This window comes from Streptomyces sp. NPDC054834, from assembly GCF_053611185.1.
This window is the reverse complement of sequence record NZ_JBSGZV010000039.1, coordinates 12,850-38,347: the sequence shown is the minus strand read 5'-3', so window position 1 is coordinate 38,347 and position 25,498 is coordinate 12,850. Positions and strand designations below refer to the sequence as shown.

The following is a 25,498-nucleotide window of genomic DNA, read 5'->3' as shown; positions in this document are numbered from 1 at the left end:
GTTCCATGAGCACCACCTTCCGCAACTTCATCGACGGTGTGTTCGCCGACGCCTCGGACGGCCGCACGCTCGATGTGGTGGATCCCACCACCGGTGACGTCTACGCGACCTCCCCGCTCTCGGGGGCTGCGGACGTAGACGCTGCGATGGCGGCCGCGGCCTCGGCGTTCCCCGTCTGGCGCGACACCACACCGTCCGTGCGGCAGCGCGCACTGTTGAAGATCGCCGACGTTATGGAGGCACGGGCCGACGAGCTCGTCGCCGCGGAGAGCCGGGACACCGGCAAGCCGCTCCACCTCACTCGCAGTGAAGAACTCGCCCCCGCAATCGACCAGATCCGCTTTTTCGCGGGCGCGGCGCGCATGCTGGAGGGCCGCTCGGCCGGCGAGTACATGGAGGGAACGACCTCCATCATCCGCCGCGAGCCGGTCGGTGTGTGCGCCCAGGTTGCGCCGTGGAACTACCCTCTGCTGATGGCGGTGTGGAAGTTCGCCCCGGCCCTCGCGGCCGGCAACGCCGTGGTCCTCAAGCCTTCGGACACCACCCCGGCCTCCACGGTTCTGATCGCCGAGATCATCGGTGGTGTCCTGGAGGAACTGGCGCTGCCCCGCGGAATCTTCAACGTGGTCTGCGGTGACCGTGAGACCGGCCGGCTGATGGTGGAGCACCCGACGCCCGCGATGGCCTCCATCACCGGTTCGGTACGCGCCGGGATCCAGGTCGCCCAGAGCGCGGCCAAGGACGTCAAGCGGGTCCACCTGGAGCTCGGAGGCAAGGCCCCGGCGGTGATCTTCGAGGACGCCGACCTGGCGAAGGCGGCCGAGGGTCTGGTGATCGGCGGCTTCTTCAACGCCGGTCAGGACTGCACGGCCGCGACCCGCGTCCTGGTGCACGAGTCGGTCCACGACGAGTTCGTCGCCGCCCTCGCCAAGGCCGCGGCCGACACCAAGACCGGGCTGCCGGACGACGAGGACGTGCTGTACGGACCGCTGAACAACGCGGGCCAGCTCGCCCAGGTCAGCGGCTTCATCGAGCGCCTCCCCGAGCATGCCAGGATCGAGGCGGGCGGCCACCGGGTCGGCGAGCAGGGCTACTTCTACGCCCCGACCGTGGTTTCCGGCCTCCGGCAGGACGACGAGATCATCCAGAACGAGGTCTTCGGCCCGGTCATCACCGTCCAGTCCTTCACGGACGAGGCCCAGGCCGTGCGGTACGCCAACGGCGTCGACTACGCGCTGGCCTCCTCGGTGTGGACCAAGGACCACGCGCGGGCGATGCGGATGTCGAAGAACCTCGACTTCGGCTGTGTGTGGATCAACACCCACATGGCCCTCGTCGCCGAGATGCCGCACGGCGGGTTCAAGAAGTCCGGCTATGGCAAAGACCTCTCCGCATACGGCTTCGAGGACTACACCCGGATCAAGCACGTCATGACGTCGCTCTGAGGTCCAGCAACTCGTCGGCCGCCCCGGATGTCGGCGGCCGCGATCGGCGGACACGAACGGAAACGGGCCATGGCCCGCCCGGTGTCTGGGATAACCGCCTGATCCGGTGCCCGGCATGAGGCGGGCGAGGAGTTGCCAGCAGGTCATGCTGGGCGGCGTCCAAGTGGGCTGCGGCTTTGGGGAACCTGGCCTCCAGTCCGTCCAGGACATGTGTCATCTGGGCCTGGACTGCGTCGGTGTCGGACTGTTCGAAGACGGTCCGCAGCAGGGTTGCCACCCACGGCTGGGCCGATTTCGGAACCTGGCTGAGCAGGTTGCGGGCGTAGTGCGTGCGGCAGCGCTGTCAGGAGGCGCCGGGCAGGACCGCACCGATGGCGTCGACGAGGCCGGCGTGCGCGTCGGAGTGACCAGCTGGACTCCGCCCAGGCCGCGGGCGATCAGTGAGCGCAGGAAGGCGAGCCATCCGGCGCCGTCTTCGGCGGTGGCGACGTCCAGGCCGAGGATCTCGCGGTGGCCGTCGGCGTTGACGCCGACCGTGATCAGCGCGTGGACGCTGATGATGCGGCCGCCCTCGCGGACCTTCTGGCCGGAGGCCGACGGGCGTGTCGGCGGCGCACTCATCCGCGTGCCCGCGGTGACCAGGCAGACGAAACGTTGGGCGACGGACACGGCGTGGTCGGCGAAGCGTTCGTAGTAGCGGCCGACCAGTGTGACGTCGACGGCCATCTCCACTCCGTACGTCCGCCGGTCGTCCATCAGATGCCGGAAGATCACGCGGTGTAGCGCGTCCATGCGGTCTCGTCCTGTTTCAGCAGGAAGGTGACCACGGTACGCAGGTCGGTGGCGACGCGCTGTGGCCGGGCCAGCAGGCGACTGCCCGGCCCTGCATATCCAGTGCGTGCACGGAAGGCCGTTCCAGGAGGACCATGGAAGCCGATGCACTCCGCAGGTACGGGGCAGGCCACGGATAGGGGCAGACCAGGGGCTGGCGTGAGCTGTGGGGCCGGCGCATGGAAGGAGTGCCGTGTGAGCGCAGCCGATGGGCGGCCGGCCGACACCGGCCAGCCGGAGGAGCGGTCGCCGCAGCCGAGTGGGCTGATGGACCTACTCGGTGTCGCCGCGGTGCTGCTGGATGCCGATGGGCGGATCGTCTTGTGGAGCCCTGAGGCTGAGGATCTGTTCGGCCATACGGCCCAGGAGGCGCTCGGGCAGTACGCTGCGCCGCTGCTGGTTCACGAGCAGCACTGGGATCTGATGATCAAGCTGTTCGCCGAGGTCATGGGTACCGGGGAGCGGTGGGCCGGGGCGTTCCCCGTCAGGCACAAGGACGGCAGCACTCGCCTGGTGGAGTTCCGCAACATGCGGCTCTTGGACGACGGCGGCGACTTCTACGCCCTGGGCCTGGCCACCGACGGGGCACGGCTTCGGGAGGTTGAACGGGACGTCGCCCTGTCCACCCGGCTGATCTCTCAGTCGCCCATTGGGCTGGCGATCCTCGACACCGATCTGCGGTACGTGGCCGTCAACCCCGCTCTGGAGCGGATGCACGGCATTCCCGCGGAAGACCATCTGGGCCGGCACTACCGCGAGATCATGACCTCGGCGAAGTTCGAGGGGCCGGAGGCCGGGATGCGGCAGGTCCTCAAGACCGGGGCCCCCATGGTCGACGAGTACACCATCGTCGGCCACACCCCCGCCGACCCGCACATGCACGCCTGGTCGATCTCGCTGTACCGGCTGGACGATCCCCAGGGGCGTGTTCTCGGGGTGGCCGACCTTGTGGTGGATGTCACGGATCGTTATCAGGCGGCCACGGAGGCCGCTGAGGCCCGCCGGCGACTGACGCTGATCGCCGACGGCTCGGCGCGCATCGGCACCACCTTGGAAGTGGAGCAGACCGCCCGCGAGCTGGCGGGAGTCACCGTTCCCGAGCTTGCCGACATGGCGACGGTCGACGTCCTCGACTCCGTCCTCGACGAGCACCGCCCGCCCCTGGGTGAGGGCCCCGCGCGCTTCCGCGCCCTCGCGGTGCAGGCCGCCTATGCCACCGAAGCCGTCCAGGCCGCCGACCCGCCCGGCGAGATCGCTGTCTACGACGCCGACCGCCTGCCCACCGAATGCGTACGCACCGGCCGGCCGGTCCTGGTCTCCCACATGGATGACGCCGCCCTGGCCCGCATCGCCCGCGACGACCGCGCCGCCACGCTGCTGGCCCGCGCCGGCGTGCACTCCTACATGCTGGTCCCGCTCACCGCCCGCGGCCAGATCCTCGGCTTCCTGGGGCTGAGCCGCGCCCGCAACCCGCAGCCCTTCAACGAGGACGACCTCGCCCTCGCCGGTGAGCTGGCCTCCCGCGCCGCCGTGTGCATCGACAACGCCCGCTCACACCAGACGGTACGCAACGCCGCCGAGACCCTTCAGCGCAGCCTGCTCCCGGACCACCCGCCCTACCTCCCCGGCCTGGAGGTCGCCTCTCGCTACCGGCCCGCACAGGCCGCCTACGAGGTCGGCGGCGACTGGTATGACGTCCTCCCACTCGATGGCGACAAGACCGCACTGGTCGTGGGCGACGTCATGGGCAGCGGCATCGACGCCGCCGTCACCATGGGGCGCCTGCGCACCGGCACCAGCGACTTCGCCGATCTCGACCTCGATCCTGCCCAGGTCCTCCACCACCTCGACAAGATCACCTCCGGACTTGAGCAGTACATAGCCACCTGTGTCTATGCCATTTACGACCCTCACCGCGCGGAGTGCCACATCTCCATCGCCGGTCATCTGCCCCCCGTCCTGGTGCGCAGCGGCCAGCACCCGGAACTGCTCGACCTGCCGACCGGTACCCCGCTCGGGGTCGGCGGCGTTCCCTTCGTGACCACGACCTTTCCCGTCGGCTCCGGCGATCGGCTAGTTCTGTACACCGACGGACTCGTCGAGGTCCGTCATCACCCCATCGACGAACGCCTCGACACCCTCCTGCACCTGCTTGACGCACCCGACCCCACCCTGGAGGAAACCTGCGAGCGACTCCTGCGCCAACTCCGGCGTCCCGCTGACCCGGATGATGTCGCCGTGCTCATCGCACGCATGCAACCCTTCGCGTCCGACTCTTGAGGTACGGCCCCGGTCCGGCCGGCTACTGAACCGATCAACGGCGCGGGGGCACTGGAGACCTGTGATGGTTCACGTATGACGCGCGCCCCTCGCTCCCCAACCCGCTCGGCCGGTCGGGCACCGCCTAACGATGGCGGAGCTCGCCGATTCTCGGCGCCTTCCTCGGAGGACGACTCCAACAAGCCCGAAGCGACGGCGACGCCCCCTGCGGTTTCGTCACGCAAGAGGACCTGTCACGGCTGCTGATTCGGGAGAAGGCGCAGGGCGGACATGCGGCCATGAGAATCTGCTCGCGAACTCGGCTTCGACAGCGCCGAGGCGCTGACCGAGTTCATCACCACCAAGCATGACGCCGACCAGACCGCGCTGCGGCGCACGGTGGTGCCACGTGTGCATATTCGTTCAACGATGACTTCGGCAGCCGCGTAAACGCCGTACCCGTGATCAGCGCCGAGTTTCGAGGTCACTCGACGTCACCTGATGGGCGGCTGCTGGGCTCGTGGATCTCGGAGCGGCCGGCCGTCGGCGGCGCGTTCTGCGTGAAGAAGCGTGCGTCCAACGCGTGCCAGCGGGGACACAGCCATCGCCGGGGACAGCACCATGCCTGCGGCCGTCGCCAAGAGGGTGCGCAACCCCCGGTCCCCAGCGAGGTATCCGCCGAGCAGGGAGCCGAGGGGGTCAGCCCCATGCCGACAATCGTCATAGTCGCGGCCGCGCCGCTTTGGCTGGCCGCTGGCCGCGAACACGAAGCCGACCGCAAGGAGCGCGGGGATGGTCACCGCAAGGGAGCCGGGCAGCGCGGGTACAGACAAGAACATGCGGTCGCCGACTGCCGCCGCGGCCACACCTACCGGGCCGTACCAGAACCGGTTCGGCCCGCGGGCGGCCAGCACGGAACCCACGAGCGCACCCGGTCATGTCGCTGTGAAGGAGAACTGGAAGGCGACGAGGCCAGGTACACGGTCCGCAGCAAGGTATTTCTGACGACAAAACGGAGACCCTCGCGGATCCGCCGCCAGACCCGAGAGGGACGTTCCAGGCGCTCCGGGATCGATTCGACCCGACGGATCGCTGTGCCAGGCCCGCGTCTGGCTGGCGCTGAGCGCCATCGCGTTGCTCCTGGGAGGTGCCCTGGCGACCTACACCTACACCTCGCCCCTGCTCGCCGAGCGGCCAGGATCCCCACCGCGGCCGTGCCCTGGCTTTGACCGGTTACGGTCTGGGCCCTCTGCTGGGCACCACGGTCGCCAACGTCTGGGTGACCGTCGACCGCTCGCCACGGCCGCCACCGCGAGCACGTTGGTCCTGCTCCTGTTGGTGTTCTTCTCCACGAGCCCCGTGGTGGCCGTGGTTCTGGTGACGGTGATGGGGCGACCGGTTTCGCCGCGTCCCCGGTGCGGCGCGCTGATGGTGCGTTTCGCCGGTTCCGCGCCCATGCGCGCCTCAGCGCTGAGCAGTTCTTCGTCCAACGCGGGGATCGCTGTCGGCTCCTGGGCGGCAGTCATAGCCCTGGCCTCACCACTGCGGCAGGCCGGGCCACAGCTGGCGGCACGGTGACGGCCGCCCTCACCCTCGTACCGTTGACCGCGCTCGCGCTGATGCGCGCCACTTGTTCCGTACTCGGCGATCAGCGCGACCGACCAGCCTGGCCTCCGCCTGGACGCCAGGTACTGCTGCGCCGGACGACGACCGGCGCGACCGCCGACGGCGGTTCACCCTTCGTCCGCGATACGTGCGTGAGCAGTTCGCGTCATTGCTCCGGGGCGGCAGGGGGAGTGCGCAGCGCGATCATGGCGGCGTCGTGCCACTCCCGCCTGATCAGCCCGTAGATCCACGAGTCAGAGACCTCGCCGTTGACGACGCAGTCTTCCCGCAACGTACCTTCACGCACGAAGCCGACCTTCTCCAGCACGCGGGCGGAAGCCACGTTGCGCGTATCGGTCTCAGCTTGGACGCGATTTAGGTCCAGCGTGTCGAATGCCCACCGCAGCAGAGCGCGCGTGGCCTCGGTCGCGTAGCCGTGGCCCCACGCTGCATCGTCGAAGCAGTACCCAAGCGACGCGCTGCGGTAGTCCGGATTCCACCTGTTCAGGCTGCACCAGCCGATGAACGCCCCGTCGGAGACACGATCTACGGCCAGCCGCGCCCCGGTGCCCTCCTCTGCCATCTCTCGGCAACGGGTGATGAAATTCTCGGCGCGCACGCGTTCGCTCCACGGGGGCGCGTCCCAGTAGCGCAGCACGTAGGCGCTGCTGTGCAGTGCGAAGAGGTTGTTCGCATCCGAGTCTTCGAAGGCACGCAGTCGAAGGCGAGCGGTGTGCAACGAGGGGGTGGGCAGCGACGTCCTCATGTTCCCTCCCCTGATCGGTGGCCGATCAATCAGACATCCGATGCGGGTCACTCGCAACGGGTTTTCTCGGCGGGCTGGCAGACGTGTCCGCTCATCGGCGCGACCGAGCGTCCCCAGAGAGCGGCACCTTAGGTGATGCCCGGTTTGGCCTTTCGGTTGGGCTGAGCAGGCTGGTTGCGGTCCGCCGGAGGAGCTACGGCCGTGGCAGGGTGAACAGCCCCTGCTCGATCTCGGCCAGGATCCCCCGCTCGGCGAGCCGCTTGAGCTTCAGACGCATGTTGTTGATGTTGCTGGGAGCGATCTCCACGTCCATCGCCTCACACACCGCCCGCACCCGCAGCGGGGGATCGGCCGCGACGAACACCGCCATGATCTGCTGGTAGGCCGGATGGTCCGGCAGCTTCGCGGCCGGCGGCACGGGCAGTGGCGGATCGGGCAGCTCCAGCAGCGTCTTGCGAGTGATCCGGATCTCCTCGGCGGCGGTGTCGAACCCGTCCAGCAGTGCGGTCAGCTCCGCGATCCTCTCCCGGACCCCTTCGGCCTGCGCGGTGATCTCCGGCTCCCGCTCCTCCAGCCGCGCCAGCAGCGCCCCCAACGTCAGCTGTCCGCCGGTCATGCTCCGCGCCAGGCGGGCGTGGAGGTGCCGGTCAGCATCTTCGACATCCGGTCGCTTATCGCCCAGTACACCCGGGACTCGGCCAAGGCGGGCCGGTGCTCGTAGTCGCCCACCAGCCTGCGGTGGAGCATCAAGATCCCGTTCGTCTGCTCCACAATCCACCGCTTGTGCTGGGGCGCGAACCCCGTCTCGGCCGGGTTGCGCTCGACGACTTCGACGTCGATGCCCACCTGCTTCCCGTGGTCCACGACGGTCTTCTTGAACCCCTGGTCCACCAGGGCCTTCTGCACGGTGCCGGCGCCTGCCGCGGAGTAGCCCCAGGGGGAGTGGCCCGGCTGGGTGGCGGTTTCACGGCCCGCACGGAGGGGAGGACGGCTTCCTGGTGAGTGGGGCGTTCGGGGGTACGGCCGGTCAGGCGTCCCGGGCCGTGCGGATGACCTCGTCCAGGGTCTCCCGGGAGCGGCGCAGATCGGCGATCATGCGGTCGATGCGGTCCCGCTCGGCGGTCAGGTCCTGCACCAGCCGCGGGGTGGCGATCGCGGAGGGTCCGCCGTCCCGGTCGCGCATACAGGGCAGCAGCTGCCGGATCTTCTCGCTGTGCAGCCCGGCCGCGTACAGCTCCTGGATCCGGATGACCCGGTCGACGGCCCACTCCGGGTAGTCGCGGTGGCCGCCGGGGGTGCGCTCGGCGGTGAGCAGCCCCTGGGTCTCGTAGTAGCGCAGCGACCGCTCGCTCACGCCGGTGCGCCGGGCCAGTTCACCGATCCGCATGTCCGCCTCCGCCGGGAAGAGGGCTTGAACCTCACATCAGTGTCAAGTTCTACCGTGCCGGCATGACGCGGACAACGGACTTCCTCGCCCCCGCCCGGCTCGGCCGACTCGCCCTCCCCAACCACCTCGTGATGGCCCCGCTGACCCGGAACCGCGCGGAGGCCGACGGCACCCCGACGGACCTGATGGTCACCCACTACGCACAGCGCGCCTCGGCCGGACTGGTCATCGCTGAGGGCTCGACGCCCAACCCGGCCGGACAGACGTACCCGGACATCACCGCGATCCACACCGGCCGGCACGCGGCCGGCTGGCGGCGGGTCACCGACGCGGTGGGGGCAGCCGGCGGGCGGATGTTCCTACAGCTCCAGCACGGGGGCCGGGTCAGCCACCCGGCGACCACCGGCCTCACGCCCCTCGCACCCTCCCCCGTCCCGCTGCCGGAGAGGATCTTCACACCGCAGGGCCACCTGCAGGCCGCCGTCCCGCGCGCGATGACGACGGACGACATCCGGGACACGATCGCCGACTTCGCCGCCGCCGCACGCCGGGCCGTCGACGCAGGCTTCGAGGGCGTGGAGGTGCACTCGGCCAACGGGATGCTGCTGCACCAGTTCCTCGCGGACAACACCAACCGCCGCACCGACAGCTACGGCGGCTCCGCCGCGCGGCGGGTGCGGTTCGCGGCGGAGGTGACCGAGGCGGTGGCCGACGCGATCGGCGCGGACCGGGTGGGCATCCGCATCTCTCCCGCGAGCACGGTCAACGGCGTCCTGGAGGAGGACACCGACGGCCTCTACACCGCGCTCCTGGACCGCCTGAAGGGGCTGGACCTCGCCTATCTGCACCTGGTGCGCTCCGACCCGGCGACCGGCTGGTACCGGCGGATCCGCGCCGACTGGCCCGGCGTCCTGATCGGCAACCCGGACCTGACCGACCTGTCCACGCAGGCCGTCACCCGGGCCACGCGGGAGATGCTGGCGGCCGGCGCCGACCTGGTGGCCCTCGGCCGGCCCTTCCTCGCCAACCCGGACCTCGTCACCCGGCTGCGCCTGGGCGCACCCCTCAACCCGGTCCGGGACCGGTACTTCATGTACGTGGGCGGAGCCGCCGGCTACAACGACTACCCCGCCCTGGCGGATCAGGCGGGGCCGCCGTCCAGCGACTCGATCGTGGCGTTGGACGGGGCACGGGTCGCCTGAAGATCACGGGCCACGTCCTCCGCCGCGCCCAGCACCCGTACCGCCACGGCGAAGCCCGTACCCGACCGAGCGTCCTCGCCGCAGCTCGTGGTCGGGTGGTGGGCATCGCGTGCGGGCGGTGTGGTGATGCGCAATCGCTGTGCGGTAGTTGATGCGCAGCGATTGCGCAGAGTGTCTATGGGCACCGGGTCTGGCTCCAGGGGACGCGTTGGTTGGGGGCGTGGATGGGGCCACCTGGGTGCGGAGGGGCTGTTGCGGAGCACGTCGACCAGGGACGCCGCCAGGACGGGAACGTGGCGCGGGAAGCCGGACAGTGCCGGTTCCAAGGCGACTGCGTGCAGGGCGCGGATGCGGTTCTCGATGCCTGTGGGGCCGGTGCCGTCCAGGACGAACAGCAGCCGCGGGAAGAGGGGGTGGCGGCGCTCTGGTAGCTGCTGCCCGGCGGCGGTCCGTGGGCGTCCGGGCACGGGTCAGTGAGTCGGTTCTGGCTCAACTTCTGTGGAGCCGCTGTGTGGTCCGTCCCACCGAGCGCTGATCCAACCATGGGACTTGCCGCTTCGCCGCGGGCGAAGACTGATCGAAACAGGCCCCAGCCCCCTGCAGGAGATCAACCACCGCATCTACGCCTGCCACGAGCTGGGACCCTTGCGGCGCCAGCCATCCGGCGTCACCCGCAAGCGAAATCTGTGGAGGTCCACCGCGACCCCTATGACGCCAGCTGGATGTGGGTCCGCAACCACTTGGAGAGCGGCTGGATCCTGGTTCCCTGGAAACACCTCGGCACCATCCCACAGCCTTTCGGAAACCTGGCCTGGGACCACGCCGCGGCGGACCTGCGCCAACGGGGCGAGAGAGACCCGACCGAGGAACAGATCGCCCAAGCGGTCACGGAACTTTCCCGCGGCCTGCTCGTTGCCGTGCTGCGGACCGGGACGCGGAAGGTGTTCGCGATCAACCCGATGGCGGCCGCCCGCTTCCGCGACCGCCACTCCGTCTCGCGCAAGAAGTCCGACCCCGGCGACGCCCTTGTCCTGGCGAACATCCTGCGCACCGACATGCACGCCCACCGGCCCCTGCCGGGCGACAGCGACCTCGGTCGTGCCATCGCTGTCCTGGCCCGCGCCCAGCAGGACGCTCTGTGGAACCGGCAGCAGATCGCCAACCAGCTCCGCTCCCTGCTGCGTGAGTGCTACCCGGCCGCCCTGGAAGCCTTTGCCGTCTGGGCCAACGGCCTGTGCCGCCCCGAGGCCCGTGAACTCCTCAAGTCCGCCCCGACCCCTTCACGAGCCGCACGGCTGACCCGGACACAGCTGCAGGCCGCGCTCAAGCGAGCCGGCCGCAAGCGCGATATCGAGGTGGGCCGACCGTCTCCGCGACGTCTTTCGCGCCGAGTGGGTCCACCAGCCGCCGCTGGTCGAGGACGCGCTCGGCAAGCAGATGCTCGCCCTCCTCATTCAGCTGGAAGCCGCTTGCTCGGCCGCAGACCAGCTTGCTGAGGCGGTGGAAGAGGTATTCCCCCAGCACCCGGACGCCGAGATCTTGCTGAGCTTCCCCGGACTCGGGATCCAGCTCGCCGCCCGGATCCTGCCTGAGATCGGGGACGACCGCACCCGCTTCGCCGACGCCCGCGGCCTGAAGGCGTACGCCGGCTCCTCGCCCATCACCAGGTCCTCCGGGAAGAAGTCGTCCATCACCCGCCGTTGGGTGAAGAACGACCGGCTCAACCACGCCGGCTAACTCTGGGCCTTCGCCGCACTTCGCCACTCACGCGGAGCCGACGCCCAATACCGGCGCCGCCGCGAGATCGGCGACTGGCACGCCGCCGCCCAGCGCAACCTCTTCAACCGCATGATCGGCCAGCTCTACCACTGCCTCCAGCACCGGAAGCGCTATGACGAATCGCTCGCCTTCGGAACCGCTCCGGATACGGCTGTCCCGCGCGCAGCCTGAGCCGGTCATCCGGGAGTCAGGCACGCCTCGAGAGCGGCTCGCTGCTGTTCGGGCAAGTGGTCGCCCAAGGGAGTCTTGCGTGGGCTGTGATCCCCTTCGCAGATCCAGCTGCGTTCATCTGTGTCGAACCACCAGTCCTGGGCGCCCCACATGGGGTGCCCCTGGAGCAAGCGCCTGGCCAACGGCTCGCTCGCCTCGGGAGCACCCTGGGCGATTAGGGCGCGGGCCACGGCTGCCACAGCTTCTTCCGGGACTGCGGTGTCGCCCAAGACCGGAAGAAGGAGAAGCAGCTGGACATGAGGGTCAGTGATCCCGACGGCGTCTGCCGGTGCCTGCAGCAATGCGGCGAGCTCGGGCCAGCACAGCCCAGGTCCGATACGGTCCTGATCGTCGCTGGCCAGGACGAGATCCTGGCTCCAGTCGGGGTGCGTGAGGAAGTAGTCCGTGGTGGTGAACTCCTCGCCGCTGTTGTAGTGCACGACGATCGTGAAGCCGCCGGTCAAAGGCACTGTGAACACTGGCCACGCCAATGGGTCTTGGAGCTTGTCCAGCATGGCGTCCGCGTCGCCCGCATCCGAGCCGAAGACCTCCGGCGGCAAGCCCTCAGACAGGTCAGCCAAGTGCGCGGGCCAGAAGCCCGGCTCATCCAGGAGCGGGTGCCCGTCCACGACGGGCGAGGAGGAGTACCAGTGCCGTGCCATCACCATGCCTGGATTCTCTCTCTGCCTGGCCAGGAGTGTTCGAAGATCCCGGTCTTCGAAGGCTGGCCGACTTGACGGCATAGCAACGTGAGGTGTCTATGCGGGTCAGAGCGCTAGCTGTTGCCGACCGCCTCGTCGCGGAGGCCAGGCCGATGTGTCCGACGAGGCAGGGGGGCCAGGCTCAGCTGGCGGAGGCGTGGGCCGGGGAAAGCATGCTGGCGGGGCATGGCTCGGCGGCTGGCTCCGGATGGTCGGAGGGCGCCGACTCCGGTCGGGTGTCCGCGGAGTCCAGGCGGAGCATGGCCGTCTCGTCCGGGGTGCCGGGGGTTGCCTGGTAGACCACCATTCGCTGGCCGCCCGTCCGGGCCAGTTGCATGACCTCGTAGGTCAGGGTCATCGGTCCGACCTTCGGATGCCGGAAGGACTTCTGCCCTCCGCCGCGTTCGCAGACGTCGTAGCGCTCCCAGAGTCGCGCGAACTCCGGTGACTTCAACACCAGTTCCCCGACGAGTGCGGTCAGCTCGGGGTCGTCAGGATCGGCTCCGGCGACCGCCCGCAGGTGCGCCACCGAGAGCGCGACCGTCTCCTCCCACGGCTGGTAGAGCGTCCGGCCGACCGGGTGGAGGAAGAGATAGCGGGTCAGGTTGCGCTGGTCCTGCGGCCAGTCCCAGAGCCCGGGCAACAGTCGCCGACCGGGCGGGTTCGCGGCCAGTACGCGGTTGTAGCGGCTCACCACGTAGGCGGGCAGCGGACGCACCGACTCCAGCATCCGCAGCACCGAGTCGCGGACGGTGTGATCGGATGAGGCGGGCAGTTCACCGATCCGGCCGGAGGCCAACTCCACGAGCTCGTGCAGGCGTTCGTAAGCGTCGCCGCGCAGTCGCAGGGCGCGGCCGAGGGCGTCCACGACGGCGGGGGAAGGGTTGGTCTCCCGGCCGCGCTCCAGGCGGATGTAGTAGTCGACGCTCACTCCGGCCAGCGCGGCCAACTCTTCCCTGCGCAGTCCGGGAGTACGGCGCAGTCCGGCGCCGACCGGTAGGCCGACGTCCTCCGGGCGGACCTGCGCCCTGCGGGCCTTCAGATATCTGCCGAGCTCGGTGCCACGTGCGTCTGCTACTGCCATTCGGCCCATTGTTGCAGGCGGACCGGGAACGTGGGGGGCCCTGTCAGGACCTGGAACGCCGCACCCCGGGAACAGCCCGGTCTGCCAGGCGGCCGCGTGAGGGCGGAGAGTTGTTCCCGCAGCGGGCGGCCCGGCCGCCGGGGCCCAGGGGGTGCGAGGCACAGGACCGCGGCCCCGGCAGGCTGGTGCCGCCCGCCCGCCCGTCCTCCGACTCGGCAGCCCATTTCCCTTGTCCACAGAGGAGTTCATCATGCGGTCCAACCCTGTCCTTTCCACGTCCGCGTCCACCGCGCCCGCCCACGGGCAGGGTCAGCAGTCGTCGGCGTCCACGCACCGGCGACGAAAGCCCCACCGGTTCCGACCAGCCCCGCAGCCCGCCGACGCCCCCACCGTGCCGCGGCGCGGCGGCGTCGCGCTGGTCGCTTCGCTGCTCGGCTTCACGGTCATCACCATCGACGTCTCGGCCGTGAACATCGCCCTGCCCGCGATAGGGAAGTCCCTCAGCGGCGGGATGACCGGACTGCAGTGGGTGGTGGACGCGTACACCCTGATGTTCGCGGCCCTGATGCTGTCCGCCGGCGCCCTCGCCGACCGTGCGGGCGCCCGCCGCGCCTACGCCTGGGGCGTGGCCTTGTTCACCCTCGCCTCCCTCGGATGCGCACTGGCGCCCGGCATCGGCGTGCTGGTCGGCGCGCGTGTGGCGCAGGGCGGCGCCGCCGCGGTCGTGATGCCGGCCTCGCTGGCTCTGATCCGGCAGGCCTACGAGGACGCCCGGGCGCGTGCCCGCGCCATCGCGCTGTGGACGGTCGGTGGTTCGGTGGCGATGGCCGCGGGTCCGGTGCTGGGCGGGCTGCTCACCGAGTCGGCCGGCTGGCGGGCAGTCTTCCTGCTCAACCTCCCGGTGGGCGCGGTGATCCTGGGCCTGCTGGTTCGCGTGCCGCGCTCCGCGCGCCGGCCCGCCGCGGTGGACGTCGGCGGCCAGCTCACCGCCGTATTGGCCCTGGCCGGGCTGGCCTTCGCGGTGATCGAGGGCGGCCACCTGGGCTGGACCAGCGGCCCCGTGCTGGCCGCAGCCGCGCTCGCCGTCGCCTCCGGGTGCGCCTTCCGCGTGGTGGAGGCCCGGCACCGCCAGCCCATGGTCCCGCTGGGCATGCTGATGGACCGCCGGGTGGGCGTCCCACTGGCGGTCGGTTTCGCCGTCAACGCGGCCTTCTACGGCGGGATCTTCCTCCTCGGGTTGTACTACCAGCAGCTGCGCGGGATGTCGGGGATTGCTGCCGGGCTGATGTTCGTCCCCATGTCGGCGGTGGTGACGGCGACCAACCTGGTGTCGCCGCGGCTGGCGGAGCGGATCGGGCGGCGGCCGGTGATCGTCGCCGGCCAGCTGATCTTCACAGGAGCGATGCTGGCCATGCTGCCGCTGGCTGCTCACACCCCGGTGTGGCTGGTACTGGTCCTGCTGCTGCCGCTGAGCGTTGGCGGGGCGCTCGTGGTGCCCGCGCTGACCGCGCTGTTGATGGACGTCGTCCCGGGAGAGCGAGCGGGGACCGCGTCGGGGCTGCTCAACTCGTTCCGCCAGACCGGCGGTGCGCTCGCCGTCGCCCTCTTCGGCGGCCTGCTCTCCGGCCCCGGCGGAGGATTCTCCCTCCCGGGCATGCGCATCGGTCTCCTCACCGTCGCCGCCCTCCTCACCGCCACCGCTGCCCTATCCCGCCTCCTCCTGCCTCGTGGCTGACCGCCTCAATTGGCTCCACTCGGCCGCCTACAGCGGCTCCAGGTCCACGACACGACCTCGTCGTGCCACACCGCCTCACGCGGTTCGGGGGTGAAAAAACGGCAGTGGTGTCGGGGGTGCCGGCACCGCATACGCGGGGAGCACCCGGACGAGTCGTACGCGACACGCTCAGGCTGGGAATCATCCCCGCGGCGAGTGGGGGAGCAGGGCGGCGGGTGCGGTCCCCGGCACCGGAACCGTCCCTGCCTGCGCGGGGAACACGGTGTCGAACCGGATGACTGGCTGGGGCACCGCGCCCAGGCTGCCCTGACGAACGTCGTGGCGGCATCATGTGAATTTCAGTCAACGTGCGAGGCGGCCGACCACCACAGACGCAGCTCCTTACGGACGGCCGACGGCCGCAGTTCCCATCCCTGGCCCAGAGCAACCTCGGCCACGTATCCGGCGCCTACGCCACGGTAGTCACGAAGGGGGATGGCGCACTCCACGGGCGGCCGCGCCTTCTTGGGCTCGCGCGGAGCCGAGGCGAGAGTGGTCCAGTGGCCGACGCGTCGGTCGACCCGGGCCCGGTAGTACTCGGTGTCTCCCTCGTGACGCAGCTCCGGCCAGGTCACGAACCAGGAGCCCAGCCGGACGATGCCGCCCAGCATGTCGTCCATGAACCGCATGTAGCCGCGTGCGAAGCCGTCACTCACGACCGCTATCCCGTCAGCGAACAGCCCAACGACGAAAAGCACAGCCGCCACCGCCAGCCACAGCGCGCAAAGCACCGGAAAACACACCAGGGTGGCAGCGAAACGCAGGACCAACTGCCAACGGGGCCGAGTCGGTTCAGGCGTCCAGGTCGCGGGGTCTTCGTAGATGTGCATGACAGGAATTCTCTCGTACGCAGGCGGGCCGATGCCCTGGGCCGGCTCGCGTCACGCTTGCATTGCCCCTACTCGCCGGACTCAGCGGCGTCATGGGTGCATCCTCGCGGGCGCGGGGAGCAGCTCATCAGCAAAACGCGGGCGGCCGGGCCGCGAGGCCGCCCCGGCCCTCGGGCCGCGATCACCGTCGTGTCAGGATGCCGGGTGATCACCTGTGTTTCCGGAGGCCTGCTGACGTGAGTGAGACCGAGGTGGCCGTCGCGCCGCACCCCCTGCTGCTGTCCGACGGCAGGTTCGCCATCGAGGCGTGGTCGTTGGACCCGGCCCTGAGGCACCTGAACCACGGATCGTTCGGTGCCGTCCCGCTGGTGGCACAGGAGCGGCAGGCGGAGTTGCGCGCCGAGATGGAGCGCGCGCCGGTGGTGTGGTTCCCGGAGCTGCCGGAGCGGCTCGCCGCCACCCGGGCCGACCTCGCCGGCTTCCTGCGCGTCGACGCGGGCGAGCTCGCCCTGGTGCCGAACGCCAGCGCGGGCGCCAGCGTGGTCTACGACGCGCTCGAACGCCGCCGCGGCGGGGAGATCGTCGTCACCGACCACGGCTACGGGGCCGTCACCATGGGAGCCGAGCGGCTGGCACGCCGTTGGGGTGGCCGGGTGCGCACGGCGCGGGTGCCGCTCGGCGCCGACGAGGACGAGGCCTACCAGGCCGTCGTCGCCGAGATCGGCGAGGCCACCGACCTCGTCGTGATCGACCAGATCACCTCGGCGACCGCGCGCCGGCTGCCGGTCGAGCGGATCGGAGCGGAGGCACGCCGCCGGGGCGTGCCGATGCTCGTCGACGGCGCGCACGCCCCGGGTCTGCTCGCCGCACCGCTCGCCGACGCGACGTACGACTTCTGGACCGGCAACCTCCACAAATGGGGCTGCGCCCCGCGCGGCACCGCTGCCCTGATCGCCCGCGGGCCCCTGCGGGACCTGCTCCACCCGCTGATCGACTCGTGGGGCGCCGGGGAGCCGTACCCCGACCGCTTCGACCACCAGGGCACGCTCGACGCCACCTCCTATCTGGCTGCGCCGACGTCCCTCGCCTTCGTGGAGCGCGCCTGGGGCTGGTCCGCCGCCCGCCGTTACATGGACCGGCTCGCGGACTACGCCGGGCATGTCATAGGTGCCGCTTTCGAGGGACTGACCGGTGAGGACAGCCGGGCCGACGTCGGGATGCTGGTCCCCGGTATGCGCTTGGTGCGGTTGCCCGAAGGCCTTGGGCGCAGCCGGATCGAGGCCGACGCGCTGCGCGACCGGGTGGCCCGCGAACTCGCCGTCGAGGCCGCCTTCACCAGCTTCGACGGCATCGGTTACCTGCGGGTGTCCGCCCACGTCTACAACACCCCGGCCGACTACGAGTACTTCGCCGAGCGGTGTGTGCCCGTACTCGGCGGCTGGGCCCGGGAGTTGAGCCGCTGAGTCATCAGGTCAAGCGTCCCGGACACTTGACTCGGTAGGCGCGCAGCCCGATCCTCGTCCCAGGTATTGCGCGGTGCATGACAACCTCAAGGCTTCGTCAACCGCGCCCTCCCGCCGACCGAGGGACGTGGGCCGTGACGCCGATTCGACGCTCGTACCGCAGACGCAGAAACGTCACCGTGCTGTCGCTGCTGCTCCTGGTACTGACCATGGCCCTCGGGCCCACGCCGAGTTCGGCGGCCGGCAACGACTGGTGGATCCCCACCGCGCGACCTGCCCCGGACGTCCAGATCAACGTCACCGGCGAGCCGTTCACCGGCACCAACTCGGCAGGAGAGGTTCAGGGGTTCGTCGACGCGCACAACCACCTCTTCGGCAACGAGGCCTTCGGCGGTCGGCTGATCTGCGGCAAGGTCTTCTCCGAGGCCGGTGTCGCCGACGCCCTGAAGGACTGCCCCGAGCACTACCCCGACGGGACCCTCGCGATCTTCGACTACATCACCCACGGCGGCGACGGCAAGCACGACCCGGTCGGTTGGCCCACCTTCAAGGACTGGCCCGCGTACGACTCGATGACCCACCAGGCCGACTACTACGCGTGGGTGGAGCGGGCCTGGCGCGGCGGACAGCGCGTGCTCGTCAACGACCTCGTCACCAACGGCATGATCTGCTCCGTCCACCCCTTCAAGGACCGCAGTTGCGACGAGATGACGTCGATCCGGTTGCAGGCGAAGATGACGTACGACCTCCAGGCGTACATCGACAAGATGTACGGCGGCACAGGCAAGGGCTGGTTCCGCGTCGTCACCGACAGCGCGCAGGCGCGTGAGGTCATCGAGCAGGGCAAACTCGCCGTCATCCTCGGGGTCGAGACCTCCGAACCCTTCGGGTGCAAGCAGATCCTCGACATCCCGCAGTGCAGCAAGGAGGACATCGACAAGGGTCTCGACGAGCTCTACGCGCTCGGCGTCCGCTCGATGTTCCTGTGCCACAAGTTCGACAACGCGCTGTGCGGCGTCCGCTTCGACTCCGGCGGTCTCGGAACGGCCATCAACGTCGGCCAGTTCCTGTCGACCGGCACCTTCTGGCAGACCGAGAAGTGCACCGGCCCGCAACACGACAACCCCATCGGGAACGCCTCGTCGGACGCGGAGTCGGACCTACCGGCGGGCGTGGACGTCCCCTCGTACGACTCGGGCGCCCAGTGCAACAAGCGCGGCCTCACCGCACTCGGCGAGTACGCCGTGCGCGGCATGATGAAGCGCAAGATGATGCTGGAGATCGACCACATGGGCGTGAAGGCCGTCGGTCAGGCGCTGGACATCCTGGAGTCGGCGTCTTACCCCGGCGTGATCTCCTCACACAGCTGGATGGACCTGAACTGGACCGAGCGGGTCTACTCCCTCGGCGGCTTCGTCGCCCAGTACATGCACGGCTCTGAGGGTTTCGTCGCGGAAGCCGCACGGACCAAGGCGCTGCGCGACAAGTACGGCGTGGGCTACGGCTACGGCACCGACTTCAACGGCATCGGCGACCACCCCGCCCCGCGGGGCGCGGACGCCGCGAACAAGGTGACGTACCCCTTCAAGAGCGTCGACGGCGGCTCCGTCATCGACCGGCAGACCTCCGGCGAGCGCACCTTCGACATCAACACCGACGGCGCGGCCCACGCCGGGATGATCCCCGACTGGATCGAGGACATCCGGCAGGTCGGCGGCCAGGACGTGGTGAACGACCTGTTCCGGGGCGCCGAGTCCTACCTGGACACCTGGGGCGCCACCGAACGGCACCAGGCCTCGGTGAACCTCGCCAAGGGGCAGCCGACGACGGCCAGTTCATCCGAGTCGAACCCGTTCACCAGCTACCAGCCGGGCCGGGCGGTCGACGGCGACGACTCCACCCGCTGGGCCAGCGACTGGAGCGACGACCAGTGGTGGCAGGTCGACCTGGGCTCCACCCACCTGGTCTCCCGGGTGACGCTCGACTGGGAGCGCGCGTACGGCAAGTCGTACCGCATCGAACTGTCCACCGACGGCACGAACTGGCAGACCGCCTGTTCCACCACGAGCGGCGACGGCGGCCTGGACACCGCCCGGTTCACCGGGACCCCGGCCCGCTACGTCCGGGTCCACGGTCTCGACCGTGGCACCGACTGGGGATACTCGCTGTACGAGGTCGGGGTCCACAGCGCCTGAGGCGGGCGTTCACGGATGGCACGCATGCCGTCGGCCGAGCGGCGCCGGCAGCTGACGGAAGCGGCGATCAGGACGATGGCCCGGGACGGCGTCGCCAAGGCGACGACCCGGGCCGTCGCCGCCGAGGCGGGCGTGTCGCTGAGCGTCTTCCACTACTGCTTCGACTCCAAGCAGGCCCTGATCGGCGACTGCTACCTGCGGGGGCTGATGCTGGACGGGCGGCGTAAGTCGATCCAGCCGATGGCGGAGCGGCTGCCGGATGGCAACGAGCAGAACCGGCAGTAGTTCGTGAACCAGTCGAGCTGGGATCCGGTGCCGGTTCTGCGGTGTCGGTGGCCGCGTGCACGCTGACCGCGACCTGGCAGTTCGCACGCTTGCCCAGTGCTCCGCAGTACTGCCGGGCCACCCGGCCGATGCAGTGCCGCATTTGGGAAACGACATGTCATCGACCACCCACACCTCAGGGCGGATCGCCTCGCACAACCGCTCGGCGATCCGCCGCCGCACCGGCAGTGGATCCCACGGCGACTGGTTCACGAACTGCTGCGGGGCCGCATGTTCCCATCCGGCAGCCGTTCGGCCATCGGCTGGATCGACTTGCGCCGGCCGTCCAGCATCAGCCCCCGCAGATAACACTCGCCCCACCGTCGCTGATCCCGCCGCGGCACCGACCCGAACACATCGGCAACGAACTCCGATAACTCACCCCGGAGCCGTTCCACCTCCCCCAGCCTCATACCAGGACAATGCCCACCACCAGGCGAGATCACCCAACGTAACGAAGCACTACTAGACGATTCGGGCGGGCAGTGAGCGGTGGCCGTTGGAGATGAAGGAGCCGACGGGCTCCAACTGCTCTTCGGGCACCGCGAGTCGCAGTGACGGGAAACGGTCGAAGAGCGCCGGGAGCGCGATGCGGGCCTCCAAACGGCCCAGCGGGGCGCCGAGGCAGTGGTGCACGCCGTAACCGAAGGCGAGGTGCTCCTTGTCGGCGCGGGTGATGTCGAATCGGTCGGCGTCTTTCCCGTATCGCTCGGGGTCGCGGCCGGCGGCGGCGTACGCGGCGAGGATCGCTTCGCCCTTGCCGATCACCGTGCCCTCCGGGCCGCCCAGTGCGCCAAGATCGAGGTCCTCCACAGCGTAGCGCAGGGGCAGGCTGGCGACCGGCGCGTCCGACCGCAGTGTCTCCTCGACCACATCGTCCCAGGTGGCGCGGCCGGCGCGCAGCTGTGCGAGCTGTTCCGGGTGGGTGAGCAGCGCGTGGATGGCGTTGTCGATGAGGTTGACCGTGGTCTCGTGACCGGCGCTCACCATGAGGACCAGGGTGTCGAGCAGTTCCTGTTCACTGAGCCGGGTGCCGCCCTCCTCGTCACGGGCGGCGATGAGGCCGGAGGTCAGATCATCGCCGGGCGACTCCCGCTTAACGGCGACGAGTTCGGCGAGCACGACGTACAACCGCTCATAAGCGGCGGTCATCTCGCCCGGGTCGGCGGAGGTGTCGAAGATGCGATCCACCAGCCGTCGCAGCTCCGGCCCCCGCTCCTCGGGCAGGCCGAACAGTTCGCTGATCACCTGGATCGGCAGCGGGTAGCAGAGTTCCTCGCGCAGGTCGACGGCCCGGGAGCCGCGGCCGGCCTCCTCGATCCTGTCGAGGAGCTTCCTGGTGATCTCCTCGATACGCGGCTGGAGGGCCGCCGTCCGGCGGGCGGTGAACGCCTTGGAGACAAGGACGCGAAGGCGTTTGTGGTCTCCGCCGTACGCGGTGAACATGTTCTGCACGGCGACCCAGGTGAACAGCGGCCACTCCGGGGTGATCTCGCCGGCCATGAAACGGGCCCAGTGCTGCCGGGGGTCCTTGGACACCCGCGAATCGGTGAGCAGTCGCTTGAGCAGGGCGGGGCTGCTGACCGCCCAGGCTTCCACACCGCCGGGCAGCGCCACCCGGGCCAATGGCCCGCTCTCGCGTAACCGGGCGGCTTCCGCGTGAATGTCGCGGCCGCTCGCGTCTATCACTATGGGGCTTGGGTTTCCCATCGGGAGCCTCCCGGGCACTCGAACGTCGATACCGCACGTCACGCTACGCGGTGGTCATGTGTCGCCGCGAGATGGCGTGCCGTGCGCTGCGTACGAGGGCAACTTCCGTGCGCGTGCCCGCAAGTCGGCGATCCGTGTCGCCGACGGTGGCGCGTTCGCACGCTTCTGCCCCGGCCGCCCACGGCCCCGGCCCCGGTCGGGGCCGTGTCGAACCTCTCTAGGGGCCGGGACCCGTCAACCCGACTGGCCGAACGGCAGTTGTGGTCGAACGGCCGCAATCGGCCATACCGCAGGATCCGGTTCTTTTGGGCCAGCCTCCAAGCGGGATCTCTTCTGCGACCTGGTGCTGGCCGAGCGTCGTGCGCCTGGTACCGCACGGCATCGACACCACTGCCTTCGCTCCTGCCGGAGCCCGGCCGGCCGCTGGTGCTCACCGTCGGCTGGTGGCTGCGCGACTTCGACACCCTCGACGCCGTCCACGACCTCCTGCACCACCGTCACGGTGAGGAGATCGAGCTGACCGTAGTCACCCGGCAGGCCACCTCCCGCTGCTGGCCCCCGGTCGCCCGCATCCTCGAAGGGGTCAGCCAGTGCCGTGACCGGATAGGTTCACCGAGGTCTCATGGTCTGCGGGTGCGTGAGTCACCGTTGCTCCCCTATTTCGGTTGGTCGTAGGGCTGAACGACCTCGTTTGCATGGCGATAATCAACTTGCTGCCCGCCCCGGCGGGCGGGCAGGGTCTGGATCATGCTTGAACTACGCACTTTGGAAGCAGACGACTGGCCCCTTTGGCGCGAGTTGCGACTGGCCGCGCTTGCTGAGGCGCCCTACGCGTTCGGATCGACGCTGGCCCAGTGGCAGGGCTCCGGCGACCGAGAGGAACGCTGGCGTGCCCGTCTGTCGATTCCTGGCGCGCACGATCTCGTCGCGCTTCTCGACGGCCTTCCGGTGGGCATGGCCAGCGGAGTGCCGGGCGAGGGAGCAGAAAACGTGGAGTTGATCTCGATGTGGGTCCACCCCACGGCTCGAGGCAAGGGCGTGGGTGACTACCTGATCCAGGCGGTCGAACGGTGGGCGGTGGAGCGCGGTGCCACGACCCTGCGGTTGTCCGTCATGCCGGACAACCGCAAGGCGACCGCGCTCTATGAGCGGCACGGTTTCACGGACACGGGTGAGCCCGGCGATCTTCTGCCCGATGGCGTGGGCAGGGAGCGGGTCATGGCGAAGAGCCTGGCCGCTGTCTGATCTCCACATCCGGGCACGGCGGGATCCCTCACTTGGTCAGGCTGCGGCGGTGAGGGGGCGTCCGCCCCAGCGAATGCCCTTCTCGCTGCGGATGCGGACGCGTTCGCGGCGCTGTGCGGCAAAGACGTCGGGGTGGCGGGGGTTCTGGTTGCGCCAGCGCAGATAACGGTGCAACTGGCGGGTCTGGACGGTGTGGTTGGGGTGGTGGGAGTTGGCGAGAGTGAACTGCCGCAGCGGCCTGAAGTGGGCCTCGATCGGGTTGGCCCAGGACGCGTTCGTCGGGGTAAAGCAAAGCTCAACCTTGTTCCTCGTCGCCCAGCGGCGCATACGCCCGTTGAGCGCGTTAGTTGGCCGGTGACCGTCTGAATGGGCGGGGTGACAGCCCCAAATGGCCTAAAAGACGCCGCCTGCGTCTCTGTCGTACCCCGCTTCTAAGCTCCTGCGATGACGTCTTACGAAGGCACGCACCCCACCGTTCTCGTCCGGGTAGGTAGCCGCCACGCCCAGATTGACGAACAGCTCGCACCCACGATCGAGGCGATCTGGGAGTGCGGGTTCGACACCTTCACCTGCTGTCAGGATCTCGCAGAGAGCAACGCGGACTGGCCAGAGAAGCTGCCGCACATGGCGGAGTGGGTGGAATCCCGACGTGGCTGGATGCTCATCGACTTCCCGGTTGATAGCGGACTCGCCTGCCTCTCCGCCGTGGCGAACGCCGGCCCGCGGGACGCGTTCTACGTGCGGATGACGCACTGGGCGGCCCCGGGCGCATGGGACGTGACGATCAAGCCGATGGACGCGGCGATGTTCAATGAGGACCTCCCGTCGCAGTTCCGCCTGCAACTGCTCCAGGTGCGCTTCCCAGCCTCCGACCTGCCAGAACTGACCCGGCGCCTCCGTGATCATGCCGCAGGCCGCTCGGTGCCGCCAGCCCCCGCTGACTGGAGCACTGTCGGCCGTTAGGTTCTGGGAGCACCGGGGCGGCTCCGCCTGAACAGTGGCTACAGCCGGGGCCCCGCTCATAGGGGCTGTGACAGCGGGTGATACGGCGAGGTCCCGTCGGAAACCGTTCCGACGGGACCTCCGCGCGGAGCCGTGAGACGCCGAGGCCGCACCGGAGCGCTCCGGCGCGGCCTCGGCGTGAGATCGGCTGCGCTGGCACGCACGATGCGATCGGCTCCTCATGCAGTCCGTGTCCTGGGACGCTTTCTCGGGCGACTGGTTTGCGATCGCACCCCCTCATCCGTCCGTATAAGGCACCCGCGCCCATCAGCACCGCCCGGCCGGTCCGGCGGCCGAACCGGCCCAGGGAGAGCAGCCGTCGACCAACCCTTTCTCCAACTCCTCCGCAGCGGTTCAGGCGTCCAGTCGCTGTTGGCAGACGGCCCGTTCGGTGGCTGTAACGTGGTTGATCGGGGGCTTGGGCGAGCGGTTCCCGGGAGCGGTGCAGGGACGCCTGCCCGAGCAGCCGACCCGCCGCCCGAAGGCACTCTCCGGTGCGAAATACTCTCCCGATGAGTTCACACACTTCCCCGATCAGCCGGCCGATCACGATACGGAGGGCCGTCGCGCGGGACGCCAAGCGGCTCACGCGGCTCGTGCGTGGCTCAGGCGCCTACCAGGGTAAGTACGCAGCCGCAGTCGCGGGCTACCGGGTCGGTCCTGATTACATCGAGGTCCACCGTGTCTTCGTAGCCGTCGGCGCCGACGAGCATGGAGGCCGGGTCCTCGGGTTCTACTCGCTAGTCCTCGCTCCAGCGGAGCTCGACCTGCTGTTCGTCGCCGACGAAGCGCAAGGACGGGGTATTGGACGGTTGCTCGTCGCGCACATGCAGTCCGAGGCCCGTGCCGCCGGGCTCGACAGTGTCAAGGTCGTGTCGCATCTTCCCGCCGAGGACTTCTACCACCGCGTCGGTGCAGTGCGGACAGGGACCGCGCTCGCGAACCCGCCCGCCGTGCCATGGGACCGTCCCGAATTCGAGTTTCGCATTCCTTCGGAATGACGCGGTGTGCTGCTTCGCAGGGCACGTCTGGCGAGAATGAAGCCCATGGAGCGTCTGCTGCACCTCGACTGCACCCTCGACGAGCTGGACCCACCGCGCTGGATGCCTCCTGCCGCTGACGCGACCCATTTGGTGCGCACAGTGCATGAGCTGCGGTGTGTTCGCTTGGGCGAACTCGGTCCGGCGGATCTGCGCACCCTTATTTCGCAGCGGGTGGCACTGCCCTACGTCCTTCCGCTTGCCGTGCGATTGCTGATCGAGGAGCCGCTGCTCGACGCCTACTTCTACGAGGGCGACCTGCTGCTCGCCGCCGTCAGTGCCCCTGCCTCGGCGTGGGCCCTGCTGCCGGAGCTTGGCGCGCGGCTCCGGTCCGTCATCACGTCATTGCCGAAGACGGCGGTCGCCGGCCTGCCACGCGGTGCCGCAGGGGAGCTTGCCCGCTTCGTCGGGGAACCCGCACCGCGTCTCTGACCCGATCGGATCTTGGGGCTACAGCCCGCCCGGCGTCGAAGGCTGCCCTGAAACGCGATGTGACCTGGGCGTTTCCGACTCTTGTGGCACGATGCGGTCCGCCTTCCTGCGAGCCCCCCTTGAAAGGGGCTTCAGTGATACGACGAAGCCGTTTCGGGAAGCACCCCAGCGGGGCTTCTGCTCGAATCGTGCTACGACGTGTCGCGGCCGGCGT

At 69.6% G+C, this 25,498-nt stretch carries 21 protein-coding genes and 8 pseudogenes; 14 read left to right on the top strand and 15 right to left on the bottom strand.

Features of this window, described 5'->3' with window-relative positions; all coding sequences use genetic code 11:
* Positions 1–5: 5 nt before the first annotated feature.
* Positions 6–1,445: a gamma-aminobutyraldehyde dehydrogenase gene (locus tag ACWGJM_RS36330; protein WP_453416025.1), complete on the top strand. Its 1,440-nt coding sequence runs from the start codon at positions 6–8 to the stop codon at positions 1,443–1,445.
* On the opposite strand, the pseudogene ACWGJM_RS36325 reads toward ACWGJM_RS36330, so the two are convergent.
* Positions 1,429–2,027, bottom strand: a pseudogene (locus ACWGJM_RS36325) (transposase); the annotation flags it as partial. The gene ACWGJM_RS36330 and the pseudogene ACWGJM_RS36325 sit on opposite strands and share 17 nt — an antisense overlap.
* Positions 2,023–2,264, bottom strand: a pseudogene (locus ACWGJM_RS36320) (PhoU domain-containing protein); the annotation flags it as partial. The pseudogenes ACWGJM_RS36320 and ACWGJM_RS36325, both read right to left, overlap by 5 nt.
* 207 nt (positions 2,265–2,471) lie before the next feature.
* Here ACWGJM_RS36320 and ACWGJM_RS36315 point away from each other — a divergent pair.
* Positions 2,472–4,556 carry a SpoIIE family protein phosphatase gene (locus ACWGJM_RS36315; RefSeq protein WP_453416024.1) on the top strand — a complete coding sequence of 695 codons (2,085 nt, stop codon included), beginning with the start codon at positions 2,472–2,474 and terminating at the stop codon, positions 4,554–4,556.
* Positions 4,557–4,789: 233 nt separating this feature from the next.
* On the opposite strand, the gene ACWGJM_RS36310 is transcribed toward ACWGJM_RS36315, so the two are convergent.
* The 6 genes and pseudogenes from ACWGJM_RS36310 to ACWGJM_RS36285 form a co-directional block, all read right to left on the bottom strand.
* Complete coding sequence (locus tag ACWGJM_RS36310; RefSeq protein WP_453416023.1) at positions 4,790–5,023, bottom strand: hypothetical protein; 234 nt, start codon at positions 5,021–5,023, stop codon at positions 4,790–4,792.
* Between the two features lie 6 nt (positions 5,024–5,029).
* Positions 5,030–5,625, bottom strand: a pseudogene (locus ACWGJM_RS36305) (MFS transporter); the annotation flags it as partial.
* Between the two features lie 681 nt (positions 5,626–6,306).
* The gene (locus ACWGJM_RS36300; protein WP_453416022.1) at positions 6,307–6,906 is read right to left on the bottom strand and encodes a GNAT family N-acetyltransferase; all 600 of its coding nucleotides are present in this window, start codon (positions 6,904–6,906) and stop codon (positions 6,307–6,309) included.
* A gap of 193 nt (positions 6,907–7,099) precedes the next feature.
* Positions 7,100–7,522, bottom strand: coding sequence for a hypothetical protein (locus ACWGJM_RS36295; RefSeq protein ID WP_453416021.1), 423 nt, complete (start codon positions 7,520–7,522; stop codon positions 7,100–7,102).
* Complete coding sequence (locus ACWGJM_RS36290; RefSeq protein ID WP_453416020.1) at positions 7,519–7,812, bottom strand: hypothetical protein; 294 nt, start codon at positions 7,810–7,812, stop codon at positions 7,519–7,521. The genes ACWGJM_RS36295 and ACWGJM_RS36290 overlap by 4 nt, the downstream gene beginning before the upstream one ends.
* A 121-nt stretch (positions 7,813–7,933) precedes the next feature.
* Positions 7,934–8,293: a MerR family transcriptional regulator gene (locus ACWGJM_RS36285; protein WP_453176442.1), complete on the bottom strand. Its 360-nt coding sequence runs from the start codon at positions 8,291–8,293 to the stop codon at positions 7,934–7,936.
* 62 nt (positions 8,294–8,355) lie between these two features.
* On the opposite strand from ACWGJM_RS36285, the gene ACWGJM_RS36280 reads away from it, so the two are divergent.
* Positions 8,356–9,495, top strand: a complete 1,140-nt coding sequence (locus tag ACWGJM_RS36280) for an alkene reductase (RefSeq protein ID WP_453416019.1) — start codon at positions 8,356–8,358, stop codon at positions 9,493–9,495.
* On the opposite strand, the gene ACWGJM_RS36275 is transcribed toward ACWGJM_RS36280, so the two are convergent.
* Positions 9,435–9,962, bottom strand: a complete 528-nt coding sequence (locus tag ACWGJM_RS36275) for a hypothetical protein (RefSeq protein ID WP_453416018.1) — start codon at positions 9,960–9,962, stop codon at positions 9,435–9,437. The genes ACWGJM_RS36280 and ACWGJM_RS36275 overlap by 61 nt on opposite strands.
* A gap of 366 nt (positions 9,963–10,328) precedes the next feature.
* Between ACWGJM_RS36275 and ACWGJM_RS36270 the strand changes: the two are divergent.
* Positions 10,329–11,445: pseudogene (locus tag ACWGJM_RS36270) on the top strand (IS110 family transposase); the annotation flags it as partial.
* A gap of 5 nt (positions 11,446–11,450) precedes the next feature.
* On the opposite strand, the gene ACWGJM_RS36265 reads toward ACWGJM_RS36270, so the two are convergent.
* Positions 11,451–12,152: a hypothetical protein gene (locus ACWGJM_RS36265; RefSeq protein WP_453416017.1), complete on the bottom strand. Its 702-nt coding sequence runs from the start codon at positions 12,150–12,152 to the stop codon at positions 11,451–11,453.
* A gap of 175 nt (positions 12,153–12,327) precedes the next feature.
* Positions 12,328–13,269 carry a helix-turn-helix domain-containing protein gene (locus tag ACWGJM_RS36260; RefSeq protein ID WP_453416016.1) on the bottom strand — a complete coding sequence of 314 codons (942 nt, stop codon included), beginning with the start codon at positions 13,267–13,269 and terminating at the stop codon, positions 12,328–12,330.
* A gap of 250 nt (positions 13,270–13,519) precedes the next feature.
* Between ACWGJM_RS36260 and ACWGJM_RS36255 the strand changes: the two genes are divergently transcribed.
* Entirely contained in the window at positions 13,520–15,004 is a 1,485-nt protein-coding gene (locus ACWGJM_RS36255) for an MFS transporter (protein ID WP_453416015.1), read from the top strand.
* A 338-nt stretch (positions 15,005–15,342) separates the two neighbouring features.
* Here ACWGJM_RS36255 and ACWGJM_RS36250 read toward each other — a convergent pair whose 3' ends face one another.
* A complete protein-coding gene (locus ACWGJM_RS36250) occupies positions 15,343–15,699 on the bottom strand; it encodes a hypothetical protein (protein WP_453416014.1) in 357 nt (118 codons plus the stop codon).
* A gap of 410 nt (positions 15,700–16,109) precedes the next feature.
* On the opposite strand from ACWGJM_RS36250, the gene ACWGJM_RS36245 reads away from it, so the two are divergent.
* The 4 genes and pseudogenes from ACWGJM_RS36245 to ACWGJM_RS36230 all read left to right on the top strand — a co-directional run.
* Positions 16,110–17,336, top strand: a complete 1,227-nt coding sequence (locus ACWGJM_RS36245) for an aminotransferase class V-fold PLP-dependent enzyme (protein ID WP_453416013.1) — start codon at positions 16,110–16,112, stop codon at positions 17,334–17,336.
* A gap of 209 nt (positions 17,337–17,545) precedes the next feature.
* Positions 17,546–19,531: a discoidin domain-containing protein gene (locus ACWGJM_RS36240; protein ID WP_453416069.1), complete on the top strand. Its 1,986-nt coding sequence runs from the start codon at positions 17,546–17,548 to the stop codon at positions 19,529–19,531.
* A gap of 15 nt (positions 19,532–19,546) precedes the next feature.
* Positions 19,547–19,702 (top strand): annotated as a pseudogene (locus ACWGJM_RS36235) (TetR family transcriptional regulator); the annotation flags it as partial.
* Between the two features lie 6 nt (positions 19,703–19,708).
* Positions 19,709–19,813, top strand: a pseudogene (locus ACWGJM_RS36230) (transposase); the annotation flags it as partial.
* 13 nt (positions 19,814–19,826) lie between these two features.
* On the opposite strand, the pseudogene ACWGJM_RS36225 reads toward ACWGJM_RS36230, so the two are convergent.
* Positions 19,827–20,268 (bottom strand): annotated as a pseudogene (locus ACWGJM_RS36225) (IS701 family transposase); the annotation flags it as partial.
* A 52-nt stretch (positions 20,269–20,320) separates the two neighbouring features.
* Entirely contained in the window at positions 20,321–21,565 is a 1,245-nt protein-coding gene (locus ACWGJM_RS36220) for a cytochrome P450 family protein (RefSeq protein WP_453416012.1), read from the bottom strand.
* A gap of 426 nt (positions 21,566–21,991) precedes the next feature.
* On the opposite strand from ACWGJM_RS36220, the gene ACWGJM_RS36215 reads away from it, so the two are divergent.
* Together ACWGJM_RS36215 and ACWGJM_RS36210 are read left to right on the top strand one after the other, a co-directional pair.
* Positions 21,992–22,240 (top strand): hypothetical protein, encoded by a 249-nt coding sequence (locus ACWGJM_RS36215; RefSeq protein ID WP_453416011.1) that lies wholly within the window; start codon positions 21,992–21,994, stop codon positions 22,238–22,240.
* Between the two features lie 72 nt (positions 22,241–22,312).
* Positions 22,313–22,810, top strand: a complete 498-nt coding sequence (locus ACWGJM_RS36210; protein ID WP_453416010.1) for an N-acetyltransferase family protein — start codon at positions 22,313–22,315, stop codon at positions 22,808–22,810.
* Positions 22,811–22,846: 36 nt separating this feature from the next.
* Here ACWGJM_RS36210 and ACWGJM_RS36205 read toward each other — a convergent pair.
* Positions 22,847–23,149: pseudogene (locus ACWGJM_RS36205) on the bottom strand (IS630 family transposase); the annotation flags it as partial.
* A 105-nt stretch (positions 23,150–23,254) separates the two neighbouring features.
* Between ACWGJM_RS36205 and ACWGJM_RS36200 the strand changes: the two are divergent.
* From ACWGJM_RS36200 to ACWGJM_RS36190, 3 genes are all read left to right on the top strand, one after another.
* A complete protein-coding gene (locus tag ACWGJM_RS36200; RefSeq protein WP_453416009.1) occupies positions 23,255–23,773 on the top strand; it encodes a hypothetical protein in 519 nt (172 codons plus the stop codon).
* A gap of 551 nt (positions 23,774–24,324) precedes the next feature.
* Entirely contained in the window at positions 24,325–24,813 is a 489-nt protein-coding gene (locus tag ACWGJM_RS36195; protein ID WP_453416008.1) for a GNAT family N-acetyltransferase, read from the top strand.
* Positions 24,814–24,858: 45 nt separating this feature from the next.
* The gene (locus tag ACWGJM_RS36190; protein ID WP_453416007.1) at positions 24,859–25,284 is read left to right on the top strand and encodes a contact-dependent growth inhibition system immunity protein; all 426 of its coding nucleotides are present in this window, start codon (positions 24,859–24,861) and stop codon (positions 25,282–25,284) included.
* Positions 25,285–25,498: the final 214 nt, after the last annotated feature.